This is a genomic window from Microbacterium sp. 10M-3C3 (genome assembly GCF_003931875.1).
In the GTDB taxonomy this organism is placed as follows: Bacteria; Actinomycetota; Actinomycetes; order Actinomycetales; family Microbacteriaceae; genus Microbacterium.
In genome coordinates, this window is record NZ_CP034245.1 from 1,420,024 (window position 1) to 1,438,260 (window position 18,237).

Sequence of the window (18,237 nt, forward strand, 5' to 3'; positions counted from 1 at the left end):
TGCTGCTCGTCGTTGCCCTAGAGAGCATCACGATCAGCTCGATCGGAGCCCTGCTCCATCGACGCATCTAGCGCGAACTGAGCCCGCGCCCGGAGCATCTCCCTTGAGGAGCGATCGACAGTCAGGCGGGTCGTCCGCAGCGTCGCCGCAACGACTAGGTTATTCTCGCGGCAGTACCGCTCAATGTCTCGTCGCTGCGCCTCCGTGTCCCTGCCAACGTCTCGCACGCGGGCCACCCGCACGTACACCGCGACGTTCCTCTTGCGCTCGACATCCATGCCGATCACCTCCACTGACTAGGTGCGTCAGATGCACCAAGTGGAGAAGACGACACTCCTGCGCACCCTCCTCGGCCGCCGCAGGCTCGACGAGGGGACGGCGGCCCTCGGTGCGAGCGTCGAGATCGGCGAGATCGACCAGGCACGGTCGCTGCTGACCGGCGACGAGCCGCTCTCGGCGGCAGTCGAGCGACTCCTGCCGACGCTGGCGTCCGGGGAGGTGCGCACCCTGCTGGCCAAGTTCGGGCTGAAGGCCGACCACGTCACACGGCCGGTGGGCGCACTGTCGCCGGGCGAGCGCACGCGCGCGGCGATGGCGCTCTTACAGGCGCGCGGCGTCAACGTGCTCGTCCTGGACGAGCCGACCAACCACCTCGACCTGCCCGCGATCGAGCAGCTCGAGCAGGCGCTCGAGTCGTACGAGGGCACGCTGCTCCTCGTCAGCCACGACCGCCGGATGCTCGACGCGGTGCGTCTGGATCGGCGGTGGCGGGTCGAAGACGGCCGCGTGCGCGAGCTCTGACGACCGCGCGGCTACCGGCCCTGCCGCTTCCTGTACGGCTTCGGCTGCCCCTTCACGATCGGCGCCCTGCCCTGGCCCTTCGACGCCTTCGCCTTGCCGCCCGCCGACGCCGCGGGCTTGGCGACGGGCGCCGGCGCGGCGGCGATCCGCTCGCGCGCCTCGTCGAGGAGCAGCTCGCCGGCCGGCGTGAGACGCGTGCCGCCTTCCCGCCGGAAGAGCGGGTGGCCGACCTCGGCCTCGAGCTTGTCGATGGTGGAGTACAGCGATGCCAGAGGGATGCCGAGCGTCTGCGCCGCACGGGGGAAGTGCAGTTCGTCCGCGACGGCGACGAAGCGGCGTAGTGCCTCGAGCTTCATCCGTACAGCTCCCCGACCCGGACGGGCACGCCCAGCCGGTTGCCGAGCGGCGCGAGCGGGCACGCCCACGCCGGGTCGTACGCGCACGACGGGTTGTAGGCGAAGTTGAAATCCAGCACGATCGTGCCGGTCTCCGGGTCGGCGCCCAGGTCGGCGCCCTTGATGGTGTCGATGAGGTAGCGCCCGCCGCCGTAGGTGCCGCCGGGCGTGCCCGCCGACGCGTCGCGGAACGGGATGAAGATCCCGCCGCCGTAGGAGGTGAGGCGCCACACGTCGAGGCTGCCCGCATCCGGGACCTGGACGCGACCGACCCGTTCGAACGTCACGACGCCGTCCGTGCCGGTGGTGAAGTCGAACGACCCGGGCTCGGCGGGCTCGATCGCGCACGTGAAGCGCCAGGCGGCGTCGTAGGCGGCGACGGGCGCGCCTGCGAAACCCGGTCGGTCTCGGGGGAGGAGCGGGGTCGCCGGATGCTCCGAGAGCAGCCGATCCCGGCCGCGTCGCCAGAGCTCGTGTGCGGCCGCGGGCTCCGGCGTGTCACGCACCCGGTCGTAGAGCGCGAAGACGCTGCGGCGCCAATCGGCGACATGGAGAGCGGTGCGGGCGGCGTCGTCGATCACGCCGTGAGTCTAGGCGAGCGCCTGCACGCGCATGCGACACGCCCGGGCGCGCATCGGGGAGGGTCGGGAACGTGCCTTCCCCTTGCGGGCAGGCGGGAGGGGGAGGAGCGTCGGAGGTCACCAGCACGCGCGGTCCCCCCGGACCCCTCGCCTTCCGACCCTTCGGACATTCCGGTGGCCCGCGCGCGCACGGGAGGAGCCGATCATGGGCAAGTTCACCTTCGAGACCACGACCAAAGCCGAGTTCGAGGATCGTCTGCTCGCGCACCTGCAGCAGGTCATCACGTCCAAGCTCCGGCGCGACGAGTGCTTCCTGTTCACGTGGAAGGAGGACATCAGCGTCGGCGGCGGGCGCACGTCGGTGTGGGTCCACCGTGGCGCGAACCTGGTGTTCAAGTTCCACGGCGGCCGCACGCCGGCGATCAATCCGGCGTGGTTGCAGGCGTTGACCTACACCGCCAACGGCCCGCACGGCCTCTACGTCGTCCCTGAGCCCGACGCCCGCCAGGTGGAGCGCCTCCACGCCCCCCAGGAGTCTCTGAAGTTCGACATCGTCGAAGACCGCATGAGCACCGCCTGACGGCGCGCGGCAGCCGTCGCCCGCGCCCGCCGGCCTAAACCAAGCCCCTCAACAGCGACGCGGCCCACAGCGCGACGGCGAGGACGGCGCCGCCGGCCACGATCAGCATGCCGAACATCGCCGCCACCGTCGCGGCGATGGCGGCCAGGCCCGCGGCCGTGCGCGAGCGGGCGCGCTGAGGGAGATCGATGCTGTGCGTGGTCATGCTTCGACGCTACGGACCGAGCCGTCGCGGCGGATCCGCCCGCGGTCGTTGCGTCATCCGACTCCAGGATGACCTCGTCCCTCGTCGCGGCTGGCAGACTCGGCACAGTGGACGACGTCGAACTGGTCTCGCTCCCCGGAGGACGGGTGACACTGCACGACGCGCGGCGCCGCGTGCAGCGCACCGTCGAGCTCGCACCCTTCGACATCGCCGCGTTCCCGGTGACCGAAGCCCAGCTCGGCCAGATGCTCGGGCTCGGCGCGCCGCATCCGCGGCACCCCGCCGCATCCGTCAGCTGGCTGCGCGCCGTGCGCTTCTGCAACGCGCTGTCGGAGTGGGAGGGCCTTGATCCGGTGTACTCCCACGACGGCGAGGTCGTGACCTGGCATGCGGATGCGGACGGCTACCGACTGCCGACCGAGGCGGAGTGGGAGTTCGCGTGCCGGGCCGGGTCGACAGGCCCGCACTACGGCCCGCTGCCCGACGTCGCGTGGACCGCGCTGGACGGTGGTGATCGGCCGCACGACGTCGGCGGGAAGTTGCCGAACCTGTTCGGGCTCTTCGACACGCTCGGCAACGTGTGGGAGTGGTGCTGGGACCTGCTGGACCCCGCGCGCTACGCCGACTATCGCGTCTTCCGCGGCGGAGGATTCGCCGACGATCCCGCCAGCGTGCGCGCGGGTGTCCGCCGCGGCGGACCGCCCCGGGTCGAGCACGACGACGTCGGCTTCCGCGTCGCGCGCGGGCCGTCCGAGACCCCGGATGCGGCGCAGGGCTGGTCTGCGGAGGCCGATCGCGAGCGCGCCGAGGTGACCGGGCCGGTGCCGTTCGGATGGACACCCCTGCGCTGACACGCGGCCGCGGTCATGCGGTCGCGGCGAGGGCCTCCAGGGCGGCACCGCTCATGCGCTGCGTCGTCCATTCGTCCATCGGCTCGGCCCCGACCGACCGGTAGAACGCGATGGACGGCGCGTTCCAGTCGAGCACGGTCCACTCCAGTCGGGAGTAGCCGCGCTCGACGCACTCGGCGGCGAGGGAGGCAAGCAGCGCCTTGCCGTAGCCGCGACCGCGCTCGCTCTCGGCCACCCACAGGTCTTCGAGCCAGATGCCGTGTCGGCCCGTCCACGTCGAGTAGGTGAGGAACCAGATCGCGATGCCGAGGATGGCGCCGTCGCGCTCCACCACGTGAGCGAAGGCGCGCGGCGACGGGCCGAACAGCGACTCCCGCAGATCGGCCTCCGAGTTCTCGACGGCGTCCGGCTCGCGCTCGTAGACGGCCAGAGCGACGATGGCCGCGAGGATCCCCGCTTCGTCGCCGGGTCGTGCCGGTCGCAGGACGGTGCGGTCATCCAGGTCGCGGGGCTGCATCCGGGAAGCCTATCGACGTGCGGACTCCGCTTCCGCCACACCCGCCAGCAGGAGCCGCAGCCCGTGCGCCACCGACTGCTCGATGACCGCGGCGGGGTCACCGTCGAAGGAGTAGAGCTCGGCGCGCACGCCGGCATCCGTCGCCAGCGCGAAGTGCACCGTGCCGGGGGTGTGGCCGTCCTGCTCGTCGGGGCCGCCGACACCGGTCACCGAGACGGCGATGTCGGCGCCGAGGACCTCCCGCGCACCGGCCGCCATCTGCCGCGCGCACGCCTCCGAGCACGGATCCACATAGGGGTGGACCCCGAGCGCTCGCGTCTTGGACGCGAGCTGATACGCGACGACGCCGCCGCGGAACCATTCGCCCGCGCCGTCGCCCCGGCCGAGGGCGGAGCTCAGCGCGCCGCTCGTGAGCGACTCGGCGGCCGCGATCGTGACGCCCGCGTCCCGCGTGGCCCGCGACAGCTCGTCGACCAGTTCCATTCCGCCTCCGTCCATCGGCCCCGACGCTATGGCCCGGATCCCCTCGTGCCCGCCGGGATTGCGACGAGGGCCGGGCGTTTGCTAGCGGATGTGGATGGGTGGTCCGTAACATCGGAGGCACGTCCGACGATCGAGGGAGTCGCCATGCACGCGTCCGCTGCCCGGATGTCCATCGCCGTCGGTCTGATCGCGGCCGCGCTCGCCCTCGCCGGATGCGGCGGCGGGTCCACCGCGCCCAGCGCATCGCCGGCGCCGCAGGTCAGCACGATCCCGCCCGAGACGCCGAAGCCGACCCCCAGCCCCGTCGAGACCAACCTCCCGCAGTCCGATCCGCAGATCCCCACCGACTGCCAGACGCTCGCCTCACCCGAGACGCGCGCGGCCGCCATCGGCGACCTGACGCTGCAGAGCAACGGCGAGGGATTCGTGCGTCCGGTTCCGGAGGGCGCGACGCTGCGCCTCGGCTGCGACTGGTTCACGGGAGACACCACGGGCATCCTTCTGCTGATCAGCACGGCTGCGCCCGAGGCGGTGACGGCCGCGCTGCAGCAGCTTCCGGCCCAGGGCTACACGTGTCAGGCGGCGGAGGACTTCGGCGCGCAGTACTGCCAGCTGCCCGGCACCGGCCCCGACACCGAGGAGACGATCACGGCGCGCGACGGCGTCTGGATCTACATGTCGACCTCGAACCGCAACGGCCGCGCCTTCCTGTCCGAGATCGTCTCGGGCATCTTCGGCTGACCGTGCCCGAGTCTCCCGAGGTCGACGCCCTCACCGGATTCCTGCGCGACACGCTCGTCGGCGCCCGTGTCGCCGACACGGACCTCGCCGAGTTCCGCGCCCTGAAGACCCGCACGCGGCCGCTTGAGACGCTGGTCGGGACGACCGTCTCCGCCGTGGAGCGGCACGGCAAGCACATCGCCGTGCACACCGACGGCGGTGTCCTCGTCGTCAGCTTCGGCCGCGCGGGCTGGGCCACGTGGCGCGGTGCCGCGGAGGAGGTCCCCGCCGAGTCGCCCGCGCCCGTCATCGCGACGATCGGGTTCGCGGGACGCGGAGTGGTGGGGCTCACGGATGCGGGGGACTGGCTGTCGCTCGGCGTCTCGGTCGTCGACGCGCCCGCCGACGTCGCCGCGATCGCGAAGCTCGGGCCCGACCCGCTGGCCGCGTCGTGGACGGCCGACGACCTCGAACGCGCCGTGGTCGGACGGCGCAAGCAGCTGAAGGCGCTGCTGCAGGAGCAGGAGTCGATCGCGGGAATCGGCAACGCCTACTCCGACGAGATCCTGTACGACGCGGGCCTGTCACCCGTGGTCCACGCCGCCGCGCTCGACGAGGACGAGCGTGCCCGTCTCGCTGCATCCGTCGTCGGCGTGCTGCGCGGGGCGCAGGCCGCGCGCAGCGGTGTGCCGATCGCCGAGCAGAAGGCCGCCAAGGTCGCCTCGATGCGCGTGCACGGCCGCACTGGAGAGCCGTGCGGCACCGCGGGCACGGTGCTCGACGTGCCGGGGTCGAAGGGCCGCGCGCAGTACTGCCCGGAACGTCAGACCGGCGGTGTGCCCCTGCCGGAGTGACGCCGCCGAGCCGGTCGGACGGTGGGCCGGCTCAGCCGGCCAGCGCCCGATGCACCGAGGCGACGGCGCTCGACCCCTCGCCGACGGCGGCCGCGACGCGCTTCATCGATCCTCGGCGCACATCGCCGGCGGCGAAGACGCGCGGCACCGATGTCTCGAACGGCAGCGGCTCGCGCCCGAGCGCCTGCCACGGCTCGCCGAGGCGCTCGAGCGGGATGTCGGTGCCGGTGCGGAGGAAACCGTCACGGTCGCGGTCGAGATCCGGGAGCCAGCGCGTGGCGGGGTCGGCGCCGATGAAGCAGAACAGCCCGCGCGCGTCGACGTCGCCGACGGCGTCGATCCGTACGCGCTCGAGACTGCCGTCGCCGTCCAGCCCCGTCACGTTCGCACCTGTCAGCACCTCGACCCGGGCGTCTTCGTGCAGCCGGTCGACGAGATACGCCGACATGCGTGCGCTCAGGTCGTCGCCGCGTACGACGAGGCGCACCGGGCATCCGTTCGAGGAGAGGAAGAGCGCGGCCTGCCCGGCGGAGTTCGCGCCGCCCACGACGACGACGGGGTGCTCGAACACGTGGCGCAGCTCGAACTGCGTTGCGGCGTAGTAGATGCCCGCGCCCTCGAAGTCGTTCCAACGGTCGAGGGGCAGCCGGCGGTACGCCGCGCCCGAGGTGACGATCGCGGTGCGGGTGTGGATGACACGGCCGTCGGTGAGGGTCACCTCGAGGCCGTCATCCGTCGAGCGCAGCTGCGCGGCCTCGCACGGGGCGTAGACGCGCACGCCGAACTTCAGCGCCTGCAACGAGGCCTGGCCGATGAGGTCGCCGCCGCTGACGCCGAACGGGAAGCCGAGGAAGTTCTCGATGCGGGAGGTCGCCGCGGCCTGTCCGCCGGGCGCGACCGCGTCCAGCAGCACCGTGCTGAGACCCTCGGACGCGCCGTAGATCGCGGCCGCGAGTCCGGCGGGTCCGCCGCCGACCACGACGAGGTCCACGATCTCGTCGGACTGCCCGTTGTAGCTGAGCCCCAGCTTGTCGGCGACGAGCCCCGGCGTCGCGCGGTAGATGGGCTCCCCTTGCACGAACGCGATCGGCAGGTCCTCCGGTGCGACATTGTGGTGGTCGTACTGATACGTGTTGCCCGGATCGATTTCGAAGGCGGTGTGCACGAGGTCGAGCCGGTCGGCGAAGCGCTGCAGCGCCTCGAACTCCCGCGAGGATTCGGTGCCGACGAACTTCAGGGTGAGCGCGGCCGGGCCCTTGCGCAGGGCCTCGCGACGGTTCCACAGCATGCGCAGCAGCACGTCGCACAGCTCGTCGTCCTCGCTCATGACGCGGCGCAGCGCCTCGCGCGGAAGGCGGTACACGCGGCCGCTGCGCGAGACACGGGCCGAGAGGAAGGCGCCCTGCCCGTTGAGGACGCCGAGCTCGCCCGCGACGGCATGACGGCCGTTCACGACGAGCACGGACTCGCCGAGCGTCCACAGCGAATCCCGGACGATCTCGACCTCGGCGGTGTCGACGAGGATGAGGTCGTACGATGGATCGCCGGATCGGAAGACGTAATCGCCCTCGGACACGTCCTCGGGCGTGGCGTACGGAAGGATTCGGGCCCACTGGTCGTCGGTGAGCGGGGCGGACTGCGGCGGGTTTTCGGTGACGGACTCTGACGTTCCCACGGGGACAGGCTAGTGGCCCCCGCGGGAACGCCGGGCCGGCTCCGGTTCAGACGGTCTGGCCGGGGTGCTCGCCCTCGCCGATCTCCTCCACGAGCTTGTCGTTGAAGGCCGGCAGATCGTCCGGCGTCCGACTCGAGACCAGGCCGTTGTCGACGTGCACCTCTTCGTCCACCCACGTCGCGCCGGCGTTGCGCAGGTCTGTCTCCAGGCTCGGATAGCTCGTCAGCGTGCGGCCCGTCACGACGTCCGCCTCGGTGAGGATCCAGCCGCCGTGGCAGATGACGCCGACGGGCTTGTGCTGCGCGAAGAACTCCTTGGCGAACGCCACCGCCGACTCGTCCATGCGGATCTTGTCGGCGTTGACGACACCGCCGGGGAGGACGAGGGCGTCGTAGTCCGTCGCATCCGCCGCCGCCGGAGCGAGATCGACAGCCTGCTCGTGCCCGTTCTTGCCGGTGACCGTGCCGTCGGCGGGGGAGACCAGGACCGCGGTCGCGCCGGCGTCGGTCACCGCCTGCCAGGGGCTCGTCAGTTCGCTGTCCTCGAAGCCGTCCGTCAGCAGGAACGCCACACGCTTGCCGTTCAGATCGCTCATCTCTTCCTCCTCGTCCGTGGGTTCGCCCACGGTAGGCAGGCCGGGCTCGCACGCGCGGCGGGGTTGACGAGCGCCGACGAGGCCGTCAGCGGGCCGAAGCGGCGGTCAGCGTGGCAGTCCGGCGAGGAGGCGCTCGGCCAGCGCGGGATCGAGACGCGGGAGCGAGACGCGGGAGGTCGTCGACGGGCACCGCCAGCGCCTGCAGCGTGCGGCTGAAGAAGTTGCGTGCGCCGGCGATGATCGCGATGTCGACGATCTGACGGTCGGAGTACCCGTGCGCGCGCAGGTCGGCCGAGTCGTCGTCGGTCATGGCCGTCGGCTCGAGGGTCAGGCGCCGCGCGAAGACGACGCCGCCGTCCTCGAGGTCGTCGGCGTACATCGCCGCGACGGCGGGGTCGGGATCGTCCCGCGGAGGGGTTTCCACGATTATGGCCGTCATGATCCTCCGCGCTCCCGTGGCGCTGCGAGGTGCGTCGCGCTACGCCGCCGCGCCCTCGCGGGGCGGGCGGCGGACGTTCAGTGCACGGCGGGCGCGCCCTCGGGAGCGTCGGCGGGCTTGCGGATGAGGATCGCACCCACGATCAGCGGCAGCGAGATGATCGCGCCGACGACGAACGCGACCCGGATGCCGTCGGCGGTCACGCCGTCCGCACCCGCGGCGGCGCCCACCGACGACATGATCGTGACGAGCAGCGCGATGCCCGCCGCGCCCGCGACCTGCTGGATCGTGCCGACGACGGCCGAGCCGTACGAGTAGAGCCGGGGCTCGAGCGACCCGAGCGACGCCGTGAACAGCGGCGTGAACGACAGTGCGAGACCGAGGGACAGGACGGTCTGGAGCACGACGATCTCCCACACGGCGGTGTCGGGACCGACGGTCGTGTACAGCCACAGCATCGCGCTCGTGACGACGGCGCCGGGGATGAGGAGCACGCGCGTGCCCCAGCGGTCGTAGATGCGGCCGATGACGGGCCCCGCGAAGCCCATCGCGAGCGAACCGGGGAGCACGATGAGGCCCGTCTCCAGCGCCGACACCTCGCGGACGTTCTGCAGGTACAGCGGCAGCAGGGTGATCACGCCGAAGAAGGCGAGCGACATGACGCCCAGCTGCGCGACGGACAGCGAGAAGTTCGCACTGCGGAAGACGCGGAGGTCCAGCAGCGCCTTGTCAGCCCGCTGCAGGCGCAGCTGACGCCACCCGAACATCAGCAGCCCGACGCCGCCCACCACGAAGGCGATCACGAGGGTCGCCGTGGAGGCACCCGCGGCCGCCGCATCCGCCCCGTGTCCGCCGATCTGGCTGAGACCGAAGACGAGGCCGCCGAAGCCGAACGCCGAGAGGATGACGGAGGGGATGTCGATCGGGGCGTGGCGGGTGTCGCCGAGGTTCGTGATCCAGCGCGCGCCGATGAGGAGCGCGACGATCGCGATCGGCAGCACGATGCCGAAGATCCAGTGCCACCCGAGCGAGTCGAGGATGAGCCCCGACATGGTCGGGCCGATCGCCGGCGCCAGCGAGATGACGATGCTGACGCGGCCCATCATCCGTCCGCGCTGCGCGGGCGGGACGATCGTGATGATCGTCGTCATGAGCAGCGGCATCATGATCGCCGTGCCCGACGCCTGGATGACGCGCGCGGCGACGAGCAGCTCGAATCCGGGGGAGAGGAACGCCACGAGCGTGCCCGCGCAGAAGAGGGTCATCGCGGTGAGGAAGATCTGGCGCGTCGTGAAGCGCTGCAGCAGGAACCCCGAGATCGGGATCACGACGGCCATCGTCAGCATGAAGGCCGTGGTGAGCCACTGGGCGGCGACGGCGGTGATGCCGAGGCCGACGATGAGGTGCGGGATCGCGACGCCCATCGTGGTCTCGTTGAGGATCGCGACGAACGCGGCGATGAGCAGCAGCCAGATGACGCGGCTCTGCTGCGGCGACACACCGGGGGCGGTCGTCTGGGGGATCCGGACGGTGTCGGTGGCGGCCACGATGCTCCTCGGGATGTGCGGGGGTGCCAGGTCGCCACGCGATCGCATGGCCAGCCCCCACGATAACGGCCGGGTCCGACACTCTATTCCCGATCCCGGTAGGATCGCCCCGCCCTCGTGGTCCCCGCGCGGACGTAGGCTGACGCGCATGAGCATGGGCATGGGCGGCGGCCGCTTCCGCGGGGTCGACGCGGAGGCGCAGCGCAGGCTCAACGCGCAGGCGCCCCGCGTGCCGCACCTCGGCGCGCGCGTGATCGCGCTGTTCCGCCCGTACCGCGCGCGCATCGCGGTGACCGCGACGCTCGTCGTGGTCGGTGCGGCGGTCGCGGTCATCCCGCCGCTCATCGTGCAGCGCATCTTCGACGACGCGCTCTTCCCCGTCGCCGGCGGCGGGGTCGACCTCGGTCTGCTCGTGCGCCTCGTGACGGCGATGATCGCGCTCTTCCTCCTGTCGGCCGCTCTCGGCGTCGGGCAGACGTGGCTGACCGCGACCGTCGGCAACCGCGTCACCGGCGACCTGCGCGTACGGCTGTTCGACCACCTCCAGGCGATGGAGCTCGGCTTCTTCACCCGCACGAAGACCGGCGTCATCCAGTCCCGCCTGCAGAACGATGTCGGCGGCGTGTCGGGCGTGCTCACCAATACCGTCACGAGCGTGCTGGGCAACACCGTCACCGTCGCCGCGTCGCTCGTGGCGATGATCCTCATCGACTGGCGCCTGACGCTCATCGCGGTGATCATGATGCCCCTGCTCGTCCTCGTCCAGCGCCGCGTCGGGCAGCTGCGCGCGCGCATCGCGGGGCAGACCCAGGAGTCCCTGTCGGAGCTGACCTCGATCACCCAGGAGACCCTGAGCGTGTCGGGCATCCTGCTGTCGAAGTCGTTCAACCGCCAGCGCGCCGAATCGCAGCGCTTCGCGGCGGAGAACGCGAACCAGGTGCGGCTGCAGGTGCGCCAGGCGATGAGCGGGCAAGGCTTTTTCGCGGTCGTGCAGGTCATCATGTCGAGCGTCCCGGCGGTCATCTACCTCGTCGCCGGGTACCTCATCACCGGTGGCGCCGACTCGATCACCGCCGGCACGATCGTCGCGTTCACGACCGTGCAGGCCCGGCTCCTCATGCCGCTCATGGGGCTCATGCGCGTCGCGCTCGACCTGCAGACCTCCCGCGCGCTGTTCGCCCGCATCTTCGAGTACCTCGACCTCACGCCCGCGATCCGTGACGCGCCCGATGCCATCGACGTGGCCGACGCACCGGGTCCGCTCGGGCGCATCGAGTTCCGCGACGTCGAGTTCCGGTATCCGGATGCGTCGGCCCGGACCCGGCCGACGCTCGACGGGGTGTCGTTCACGGCCGAGCCGGGGTCGCACGTCGCATTCGTGGGGCCGTCCGGCGCGGGGAAGACGACGATCCTCTACCTCACGCCGCGGATGTACGAGGCGTCCGCGGGCGCGGTCCTGTTCGCCGGTGCCGACGTGCGACACCTCACGCAGGGGTCGATCATCGACCACATCGGCATCGTGTCGCAGGAGACGTACCTCTTCCACGCCAGCATCCGCGAGAACCTGCGGTACGCGCGCCCCGACGCGAGCGACGCCGAGATCGAGGAGGCGTGCCGGCGCGCGAACATCCATCACGTCATCGCGGGCTTCGAGAAGGGGTACGACACGATCGTCGGCGAGCGCGGGTACCGCCTCTCCGGAGGCGAGAAGCAGCGCATCGCGATCGCGCGCGTGCTGCTGAAGGACCCGCCCGTGCTGCTGCTGGACGAGGCGACGAGCGCGCTCGACACCGTGTCGGAGCGCATCGTGCAGGAGGCCCTCGACACCGCCGCCCACGGGCGGACGACCCTGACGATCGCGCATCGGCTGTCGACCGTCATCGGCGCCGACGTCATCCACGTCGTCGACGGCGGGCGGATCGTCGAATCGGGTACGCACGCCGAGCTGCTCGCCGCCGACGGGCTCTACGCGAGCCTCGCCGCCGAGCAGCTCGCCGCGAACCGCGTGCTCACCGAGGAGGAGTCCGCCCACCCCTGACGTGACGGGCGCGCCGAGAGTGCACCCTGGACGCGAGAGTGCACGACCGGGCGAGCGGTCTCGGCGCGTCGGTGCACTCTCGGCGGATTCGCCGTCACCAGAGCTCGGCGATTGCGACCTCGGGGGGCGTCGGGGCTCCGGTGTTGAGCGTGCGCAGGTCGCGCACGAACGCGCCGAGCGCGCGGCGGTACGCGTCGTCGGGGTGCGTGCGGGCGATCTGCACGAGCGGCGGCAGGTCCATCGCGAGGATGAGCGCGACGCGCGACGCGACCGCGGCGGAGGCGTCCACAGCGGCGAGCACGTCGATCCCGCCGCGCAGGGCCGCGAGGTACTCGCGCAGCACGGCGAGCTGCTCGCGATGCTGCGTGATCGACGAGCCGTCGGCGCGCTCGCGCCACTCCACCACGGTCTCGGGCACGACGTCGAAGGCGCGGGCGCGGGTGTACATCAGCTGCGCGACCACCTGGTCCTCGTACAGGCGTCCCTCGGGGAAGCGCAGGCCCGTCCGCGTCCAGAAGTCGGTGCGGCTCGCCTTGGACCACGCCACGATGTTTCCGGATGCGGCGGGGTGCGCCGCGAGCGTCGTCGCCCGCCGGGCCGGATCGGTCGCCGCCCGCACCCACGGCTGCACATCGCCTGCCGTGTATCCGCCGGCGCCGTCGGGCCGCAGCCGCACGTACGCGCCCACGGCGAAGTCGCTGCCGGACTCCTCGAGCGCACCGACGAGGGTCGCCAGAGCCTCGGGGCGGAACCGGTCGTCGGCGTCGAGGAAGCCGAGGTAGGGCGTGGCGACCCGGTCGAGTCCCGTGTTGCGCGCAGCCGAGAGGCCGCGGCGCACGTCGTGCTTCACGAGCGTGAAGCGCGGGTCGGCGGCCGCCGCGGCGGCGAAGACCGCGGCGGTCTCGTCCGTCGAGGCGTCGTCGACGAGGATCGCCCGCCACGCCGTCAGGCTCTGCGCGCGCAGCGACGCGAGCGCCTCGTCGGCCCACGGCGCGACGTCGAAGCCGGGCACGATGACCGTGATGACGGGCGCGTTCACCCGCCCGATCCTACGGTCGCCACCGCCTCCGCTACCGCGCGCGCGACGGGCGCGAGGGACGTGTCGAGCGACCGCGGCAGCGTGAAGCGCACCGCCGTCTGCGCGACCGCCGGGTCGACGCCGATCGCGACGAGCACGTGTGACGGCTCGTCGCTCCCGGCGGCGCACGCCGACCCGCTCGAAGAGACGACGCCCCGCCGTTCGAGCTCGAGCAGGATCGCCTCGCCGCTGGTCCCGGGAAAGACGAAGCTCGCCGTGCCGGGGAGGCGGTGCTGCGGATCGCCGGTCGCGCGGGCGGACGGCACGAGACGCAGCACGTGGGCCTCGAACGCGTCGCGGATCGCGCCCACGCGGGCCGCCGCATCCGCCCGCTCCGCCTCGGCGAGCTCGAGCGCCGTCGCGAACCCGACGGCGCCGGCGACGTCTTCGGTGCCCGAGCGGCGTCCGCGCTCCTGGCCGCCGCCGTGAAGGAGCGGCTCGAGGGGGATGCGGCCGCGGACCGCGAGCACGCCGGTGCCCTTGGGTGCGCCGATCTTGTGCCCGGCGATCGCGATCGCGTCGGCGCCGGTGCCCGCCAGCGGCAGCCAGCCCGCCGCCTGCACCGCGTCGAGGTGCAGCGGCACACCCGCGGCAGCGGTCACCGCGGCGATGCCGGCCACGTCCTGCACCGTACCGATCTCGTTGTTGGCGTAACCGACGCTCACGATCGCGGTGTCGTCCCGGAGCGCGGCGCGGACCGCGCCCGGGTCGACCCGTCCGGTCGGCCCGACCGGGAGGAGCTCGACGGCGAACCCGTGCACGCGGGAGAGGTAGCGGGCGGACTCGAGGATCGCCTCGTGCTCGATCGGCGTCGTCACCACATGCCGCGCGCCCCGCTGGAGAGCCGCCGCGATCGCGATGCCCTTCACGGCGAGGTTGTCGGCCTCGGTGCCGCCGCTTGTGAAGATCACGTCGCCCCGTCGCATGCCGAGCAGCGCGGCCACGCGTGTGCGGGCGTCGGCGAGGGCCGCGGCGGCCCGCTCGCCGACGGTGTGGTGACTCGAGGCGTTGCCGAACTCGCTCGTGAGGTAGGGCATCATCGCCTCGAGCACGTCGCGGCGCACGGGCGTGGTGGCGGCCGAGTCCAGGTACAGCACGTCAGTCCACGGCGATGCGGATGTCGAGACCGAGGTCGAGGGCCCGCGCCGAGTGCGTGAGCGCGCCGACGGAGATGACGTCGACGCCGGTCTCCGCGATCGCTCGCACCGTGTCGAGGTCGACGCCGCCGGATGCCTCGACGATGGCGCGGCCGGCGATGCGGGCCACGCCCGTGCGCAGGTCGTCGAGAGAGAAGTTGTCGAGCATGATCGTGCCGACACCGGCGGCGAGCACCGCGTCGATCTGATCCAGCCGGTCCACTTCGACCTCGACGTGCGTCGTGTGCGGCAGGCGGGCGATCGCGCCCTCGAGCGCGGCGGTCACCGACACCCCGCTCTGCAGCAGGACCGCGAGGTGGTTGTCCTTCGCCATCACCGCGTCCGAGAGTGAGAAGCGGTGGTTGTGCCCGCCGCCCATGCGCACCGCGTGACGCTCGAAGGCGCGCAGCCCCGGGGTCGTCTTGCGGGTGTCGGCGACGCGGGCGCCGGTGTGCACGACCTCGGCGACGTAGGCGGCGGTGAGGGTCGAGATGCCCGACATCCGCTGGGCGAAGTTGAGGCCGACACGCTCGGCGGTGAGCACGGCGCGCGCGGGTCCGATGACGGTCGCGAGCGCCGTGCCGCGCGTGAAGCGCTCGCCGTCGGCGACGTGGAGGTCGACCTCGCACCGAGGGTCGGTCAGCGCGAACGCCGTCGCGAACACGTCGCCGCCGCTGAACACGCCCGGCTCGCGGGCGACGAGCTCGGCCGAGGCCATCGCGGTCTCCGGGATGAGCGCCTCGCTCGTGATGTCGCCCCACGGCGCGTCTTCGACGAGCGCGGCGGCGACGACCCGCTCGAGCTCCGCGCGCGTCAGCATGCGACCGCCTCCGCGATCGTCGCGGCAGGGGCGGATGCGGCGGCGTCGGTGTCGGCGCGGTAGTGCGCGCCGACCGACGCGGTGCGGGCCAGCGCGGCGGCGACGACGGCGCGGGCGACGAGCACGAGGTCGGCGTCCTCGGCCCCGGCGACCGTCGCGGTGGGAAGACCGGCCTCGTGCCATGCGGCGAGGATCCGGGCCGCGTGCGCGAGCCCCTCCGCCGTCCGCTCGAGTCCGGCGTCCTCCCACATCAGTCGCTGGAGCGCGGCGCGGGAGAACGGCGGCGCGCCCGCCGCATCCGCGGCCGGTCCCGACGGCCCAGGTGCGGTCAGCGGCGCGGCTGCATCCGCGAAGGCGGCGTCATCGGGGCGGGGCCACGCTCCGGAGCTCGCGTCGGCGACGATCGCGTCGCCCGCACGGGCGCCGAAGACGGCACCCTCCAGGAGCGAGTTCGAGGCGAGCCGGTTGGCGCCGTGGACACCCGTGCGCGCGACCTCGCCCACCGCGTACAGGCCGGGGACGCTCGTGCGGCCGTGCAGGTCGGTCATCACCCCGCCCATGAGGTAGTGGGCGGCCGGGGTCACCGGCACGGGCTCGCGCGCCCAGTCCCATCCGGCGGCGCGGATCATGCCGTCGATCGTGGGGAAGCGGGCGGCGAGGAACTCCGCGCCGAGCGCCGTCGCGTCCAGCCGCACCGGGTGGCCGTCCTGCGCGCGCATGCGCCGCGCGATGGCGCGGGCCACGACGTCGCGGGGCGCCAGCTCGCCGTCGGGGTGCGCGTCGAACGCGAAGCGGCGGCCCTCGTCGTCGATGAGGACGGCGCCGTCGCCGCGGACGGCCTCCGAGACGAGGAACGCCCCGGATGGCAGCGTCAGCACCGTCGGGTGGAACTGCACGAACTCCAGGTCGGCGACGTGCGCGCCCGCGCGCAGCGCCGCGGCGATGCCGTCGCCGGTGGCGACCTCGGGGTTGGTCGTGTGGGCGTACAGCTGCCCCGCGCCGCCGGTGGCGAGCACGACGGCGTCGGCGGCGAGGCGGCGGGCGCCCGTCGCATCGCGGACCGCGACGCCGGCCGCGCGTCCGCCCTCGAGCACCACGTCGTCGAGGAAGGCGTGCTCGATCACCGGGATGCCGGCGGCGCGCACGTCGTCCACGAGCGCCCGCTCGATCTCCGCGCCGGTGGCGTCGCCGCCGGCGTGCAGGACGCGGGCGGCGGAGTGCGCGGCCTCGCGGCCGCGACGCAGCTCGCCGTGCGCGTCGCGGTCGAAGCGCACGCCGCGGGCGATGAGCTCCCGGATGCGGCCCGGGCCCTCGGTCGCGAGCACGCGCACGGCCTCCTCGTCGGCCAGGCCCCCCGCGGCCGAGAGCGTGTCGCGCACGTGATCCTCGACGCGGTCGTCCTCGCCGAGGGCCGCCGCCACGCCGCCCTGCGCGTAGCGCGTGTTGGACTGCGCGAGCGCGTTCTTCGTCACGATCGTGACGGCGCACCCGCTCTCGTGCGCGTGCAGGGCGGCGACCAGGCCCGCGATGCCGCTGCCGACGACCACAACGCGGGGCGCGCTCATGACGCGCTCTCCACGGGGGCGACCGGCGGCTTGGCCGCAAGCATCCGCTCGAGCGCGACCGTCGCGGGCACCGAGACGCTCTCGGGAACGGTGATGCGATTGACGACGCGCCCGGCGACGAGCTCCTCGAGCACCCACGCGAGGTAGCCCGGGTGAATGCGGTACATCGTCGAGCACGGGCACACCACCGGGTCGAGGCAGAAGATCTCGTGCTGCCGATACTGCGCCGCGAGGCGCTGCACGAGGTTGACCTCAGTGCCGATCGCGAAGGTCGTCGGCTCGGTGGCCGCGGCGATCGCCGTCCGGATGTAGTCGGTCGAGCCCGACTCGTCGGCGGCGTCGACGACATCCATGGGGCATTCGGGGTGCACGATGACCCGCACGCCCGGGTGCTCGGCTCGCGCCTTGTCGATCTGGTCGACGGAGAACCGGCGGTGCACCGAGCAGAAGCCGTGCCACAGGATGACGCGGCTGTCTTCGAGCGTCTGCGCGTCATTGCCGCCGAGGGGCGCGCGGGGGTTCCACATCGGCATCTGCGCGAGCGGCACGCCCATGGCCTTGGCGGTGTTGCGGCCGAGGTGCTGGTCGGGGAAGAACAGCACGCGGCGCCCGCGCTCGAACGCCCACTCGAGCACCGTGCGCGCGTTCGACGACGTGCACACGATGCCGCCGTGGCGGCCGACGAAGCCCTTGAGCGCCGCCGACGAGTTCATGTAGGTCACCGGGATGACGGGCACGCGGCCGTCCGCGTCGACCGCGCCCAGGTCGCCGAGCACGTCCTCCAGCTGCTCCCAGCACTCCTCGACCTGGTCGATGTCGGCCATGTCGGCCATCGAGCACCCCGCAGCGAGATTCGGGAGGATCACGGCCTGCTCGGGACGGGAGAGGAGATCGGCGGTCTCGGCCATGAAGTGCACGCCGCAGAAGACGATCGCCTCGGCCTCCGGCCGGCTCTTCGCGGCGTTGGCGAGCTGGAACGAGTCGCCCACGTAGTCGGCGTGCCGCACGACCTCTTCGCGCTGGTAGAAGTGGCCGAGCACGACGACGCGGTCGCCGAGTGTCGCCTTGGCGGCGCGGATGCGGGCGTCGAGCTCGTCGTCTGAGGCCTCGCGGTATTCGGCGGGGAGCGCTCCCTGACGCGGCGCGCTCGCGGGGATGACGTCTCCCATGGATGCGCCCGGGCCGTAGCCCGGTCGCGTGTCGAAGTCCCACGGGCCCACGGCCAGGTCGGTCGTGCACGTGGCGGACGTGGAGGCGCCCGAGACGATCGCCTGGATCTCGTGGTCGACCGACGGATCCAGCGGAGGGTGGTCGGCGGGGCGCGGCGCGAGGGTGATGCGGGTGGCGGGCATGACGG

20 protein-coding genes and 1 pseudogene are annotated in these 18,237 nt (G+C 72.7%); 6 read left to right on the plus strand and 15 right to left on the minus strand.

Going from position 1 to position 18,237, the window contains the following annotated elements; all coding sequences use genetic code 11:
* Positions 1–17: 17 nt before the first annotated feature.
* On the minus strand, positions 18–278 hold the full coding sequence (locus EI169_RS16555; protein ID WP_164515386.1) for a hypothetical protein: 261 nt from the start codon (positions 276–278) through the stop codon (positions 18–20).
* A 46-nt stretch (positions 279–324) separates the two neighbouring features.
* Here EI169_RS16555 and EI169_RS06800 point away from each other — a divergent pair.
* Positions 325–801: pseudogene (locus tag EI169_RS06800) on the plus strand (ATP-binding cassette domain-containing protein); the annotation flags it as partial.
* Positions 802–812: 11 nt separating this feature from the next.
* Here the strand turns inward: EI169_RS06800 and EI169_RS06805 are convergent.
* Both EI169_RS06805 and EI169_RS06810 read right to left on the minus strand, forming a co-directional pair.
* Complete coding sequence (locus tag EI169_RS06805) at positions 813–1,157, minus strand: LysR family transcriptional regulator (protein ID WP_125131657.1); 345 nt, start codon at positions 1,155–1,157, stop codon at positions 813–815.
* The gene (locus EI169_RS06810; RefSeq protein ID WP_125131658.1) at positions 1,154–1,777 is read right to left on the minus strand and encodes a DUF1684 domain-containing protein; all 624 of its coding nucleotides are present in this window, start codon (positions 1,775–1,777) and stop codon (positions 1,154–1,156) included. Before EI169_RS06810 ends, EI169_RS06805 begins: the two co-directional genes overlap by 4 nt.
* 205 nt (positions 1,778–1,982) lie before the next feature.
* On the opposite strand from EI169_RS06810, the gene EI169_RS06815 reads away from it, so the two are divergent.
* Entirely contained in the window at positions 1,983–2,357 is a 375-nt protein-coding gene (locus EI169_RS06815) for an ATP-dependent DNA ligase (RefSeq protein WP_240640693.1), read from the plus strand.
* Positions 2,358–2,391: 34 nt separating this feature from the next.
* Here EI169_RS06815 and EI169_RS16560 read toward each other — a convergent pair whose 3' ends face one another.
* Positions 2,392–2,562: a hypothetical protein gene (locus tag EI169_RS16560; protein WP_164515457.1), complete on the minus strand. Its 171-nt coding sequence runs from the start codon at positions 2,560–2,562 to the stop codon at positions 2,392–2,394.
* A 107-nt stretch (positions 2,563–2,669) separates the two neighbouring features.
* Here EI169_RS16560 and EI169_RS06820 point away from each other — a divergent pair, with 107 nt between their 5' ends.
* Entirely contained in the window at positions 2,670–3,413 is a 744-nt protein-coding gene (locus tag EI169_RS06820) for an SUMF1/EgtB/PvdO family nonheme iron enzyme (protein WP_240640694.1), read from the plus strand.
* Between the two features lie 13 nt (positions 3,414–3,426).
* Here the strand turns inward: EI169_RS06820 and EI169_RS06825 are convergent, their stop codons facing one another.
* Positions 3,427–3,930 carry a GNAT family N-acetyltransferase gene (locus EI169_RS06825; protein ID WP_125131660.1) on the minus strand — a complete coding sequence of 168 codons (504 nt, stop codon included), beginning with the start codon at positions 3,928–3,930 and terminating at the stop codon, positions 3,427–3,429.
* 9 nt (positions 3,931–3,939) lie between these two features.
* On the minus strand, positions 3,940–4,413 hold the full coding sequence (locus EI169_RS06830; RefSeq protein ID WP_164515458.1) for a CinA family protein: 474 nt from the start codon (positions 4,411–4,413) through the stop codon (positions 3,940–3,942).
* Positions 4,414–4,578: 165 nt separating this feature from the next.
* Between EI169_RS06830 and EI169_RS06835 the strand changes: the two genes are divergently transcribed.
* Together EI169_RS06835 and EI169_RS06840 are read left to right on the plus strand one after the other, a co-directional pair.
* A complete protein-coding gene (locus tag EI169_RS06835; protein ID WP_125131662.1) occupies positions 4,579–5,154 on the plus strand; it encodes a hypothetical protein in 576 nt (191 codons plus the stop codon).
* Positions 5,155–5,156: 2 nt separating this feature from the next.
* Complete coding sequence (locus tag EI169_RS06840) at positions 5,157–5,987, plus strand: DNA-formamidopyrimidine glycosylase family protein (RefSeq protein ID WP_125131663.1); 831 nt, start codon at positions 5,157–5,159, stop codon at positions 5,985–5,987.
* A gap of 31 nt (positions 5,988–6,018) precedes the next feature.
* Here EI169_RS06840 and EI169_RS06845 read toward each other — a convergent pair whose 3' ends face one another.
* The 4 genes from EI169_RS06845 to EI169_RS06860 form a co-directional block, all read right to left on the minus strand.
* Positions 6,019–7,662: a cyclic nucleotide-binding domain-containing thioredoxin-disulfide reductase gene (locus tag EI169_RS06845; RefSeq protein WP_125131664.1), complete on the minus strand. Its 1,644-nt coding sequence runs from the start codon at positions 7,660–7,662 to the stop codon at positions 6,019–6,021.
* 46 nt (positions 7,663–7,708) lie between these two features.
* Positions 7,709–8,257 (minus strand): type 1 glutamine amidotransferase domain-containing protein, encoded by a 549-nt coding sequence (locus EI169_RS06850; protein WP_125131665.1) that lies wholly within the window; start codon positions 8,255–8,257, stop codon positions 7,709–7,711.
* A gap of 85 nt (positions 8,258–8,342) precedes the next feature.
* The gene (locus tag EI169_RS06855; protein WP_125131666.1) at positions 8,343–8,696 is read right to left on the minus strand and encodes a hypothetical protein; all 354 of its coding nucleotides are present in this window, start codon (positions 8,694–8,696) and stop codon (positions 8,343–8,345) included.
* A 77-nt stretch (positions 8,697–8,773) separates the two neighbouring features.
* Positions 8,774–10,243 carry an MDR family MFS transporter gene (locus EI169_RS06860; protein ID WP_240640695.1) on the minus strand — a complete coding sequence of 490 codons (1,470 nt, stop codon included), beginning with the start codon at positions 10,241–10,243 and terminating at the stop codon, positions 8,774–8,776.
* 148 nt (positions 10,244–10,391) lie between these two features.
* On the opposite strand from EI169_RS06860, the gene EI169_RS06865 reads away from it, so the two are divergent.
* Positions 10,392–12,281: an ABC transporter ATP-binding protein gene (locus EI169_RS06865; protein ID WP_125131668.1), complete on the plus strand. Its 1,890-nt coding sequence runs from the start codon at positions 10,392–10,394 to the stop codon at positions 12,279–12,281.
* Positions 12,282–12,375: 94 nt separating this feature from the next.
* On the opposite strand, the gene EI169_RS06870 is transcribed toward EI169_RS06865, so the two are convergent.
* Genes EI169_RS06870 through nadA form a run of 5 tightly spaced genes read right to left on the minus strand, consistent with a single transcriptional unit; the run spans position 12,376 to position 18,232 of the window.
* A complete protein-coding gene (locus EI169_RS06870) occupies positions 12,376–13,320 on the minus strand; it encodes a glycosyltransferase family 2 protein (RefSeq protein ID WP_125131669.1) in 945 nt (314 codons plus the stop codon).
* The gene (locus EI169_RS06875) at positions 13,317–14,456 is read right to left on the minus strand and encodes a cysteine desulfurase family protein (RefSeq protein WP_125131670.1); all 1,140 of its coding nucleotides are present in this window, start codon (positions 14,454–14,456) and stop codon (positions 13,317–13,319) included. The genes EI169_RS06870 and EI169_RS06875 overlap by 4 nt, the downstream gene beginning before the upstream one ends.
* A 1-nt stretch (position 14,457) precedes the next feature.
* On the minus strand, positions 14,458–15,315 hold the full coding sequence (gene nadC, locus EI169_RS06880; RefSeq protein WP_125131671.1) for a carboxylating nicotinate-nucleotide diphosphorylase: 858 nt from the start codon (positions 15,313–15,315) through the stop codon (positions 14,458–14,460).
* Positions 15,309–16,880 carry an L-aspartate oxidase gene (gene nadB / locus EI169_RS06885; protein WP_125131672.1) on the minus strand — a complete coding sequence of 524 codons (1,572 nt, stop codon included), beginning with the start codon at positions 16,878–16,880 and terminating at the stop codon, positions 15,309–15,311. Before nadB ends, nadC begins: the two co-directional genes overlap by 7 nt.
* Positions 16,877–18,232 (minus strand): quinolinate synthase NadA, encoded by a 1,356-nt coding sequence (nadA, locus tag EI169_RS06890; protein WP_125131673.1) that lies wholly within the window; start codon positions 18,230–18,232, stop codon positions 16,877–16,879. The genes nadB and nadA overlap by 4 nt, the downstream gene beginning before the upstream one ends.
* Between the last annotated feature and the right edge of the window lie 5 nt (positions 18,233–18,237).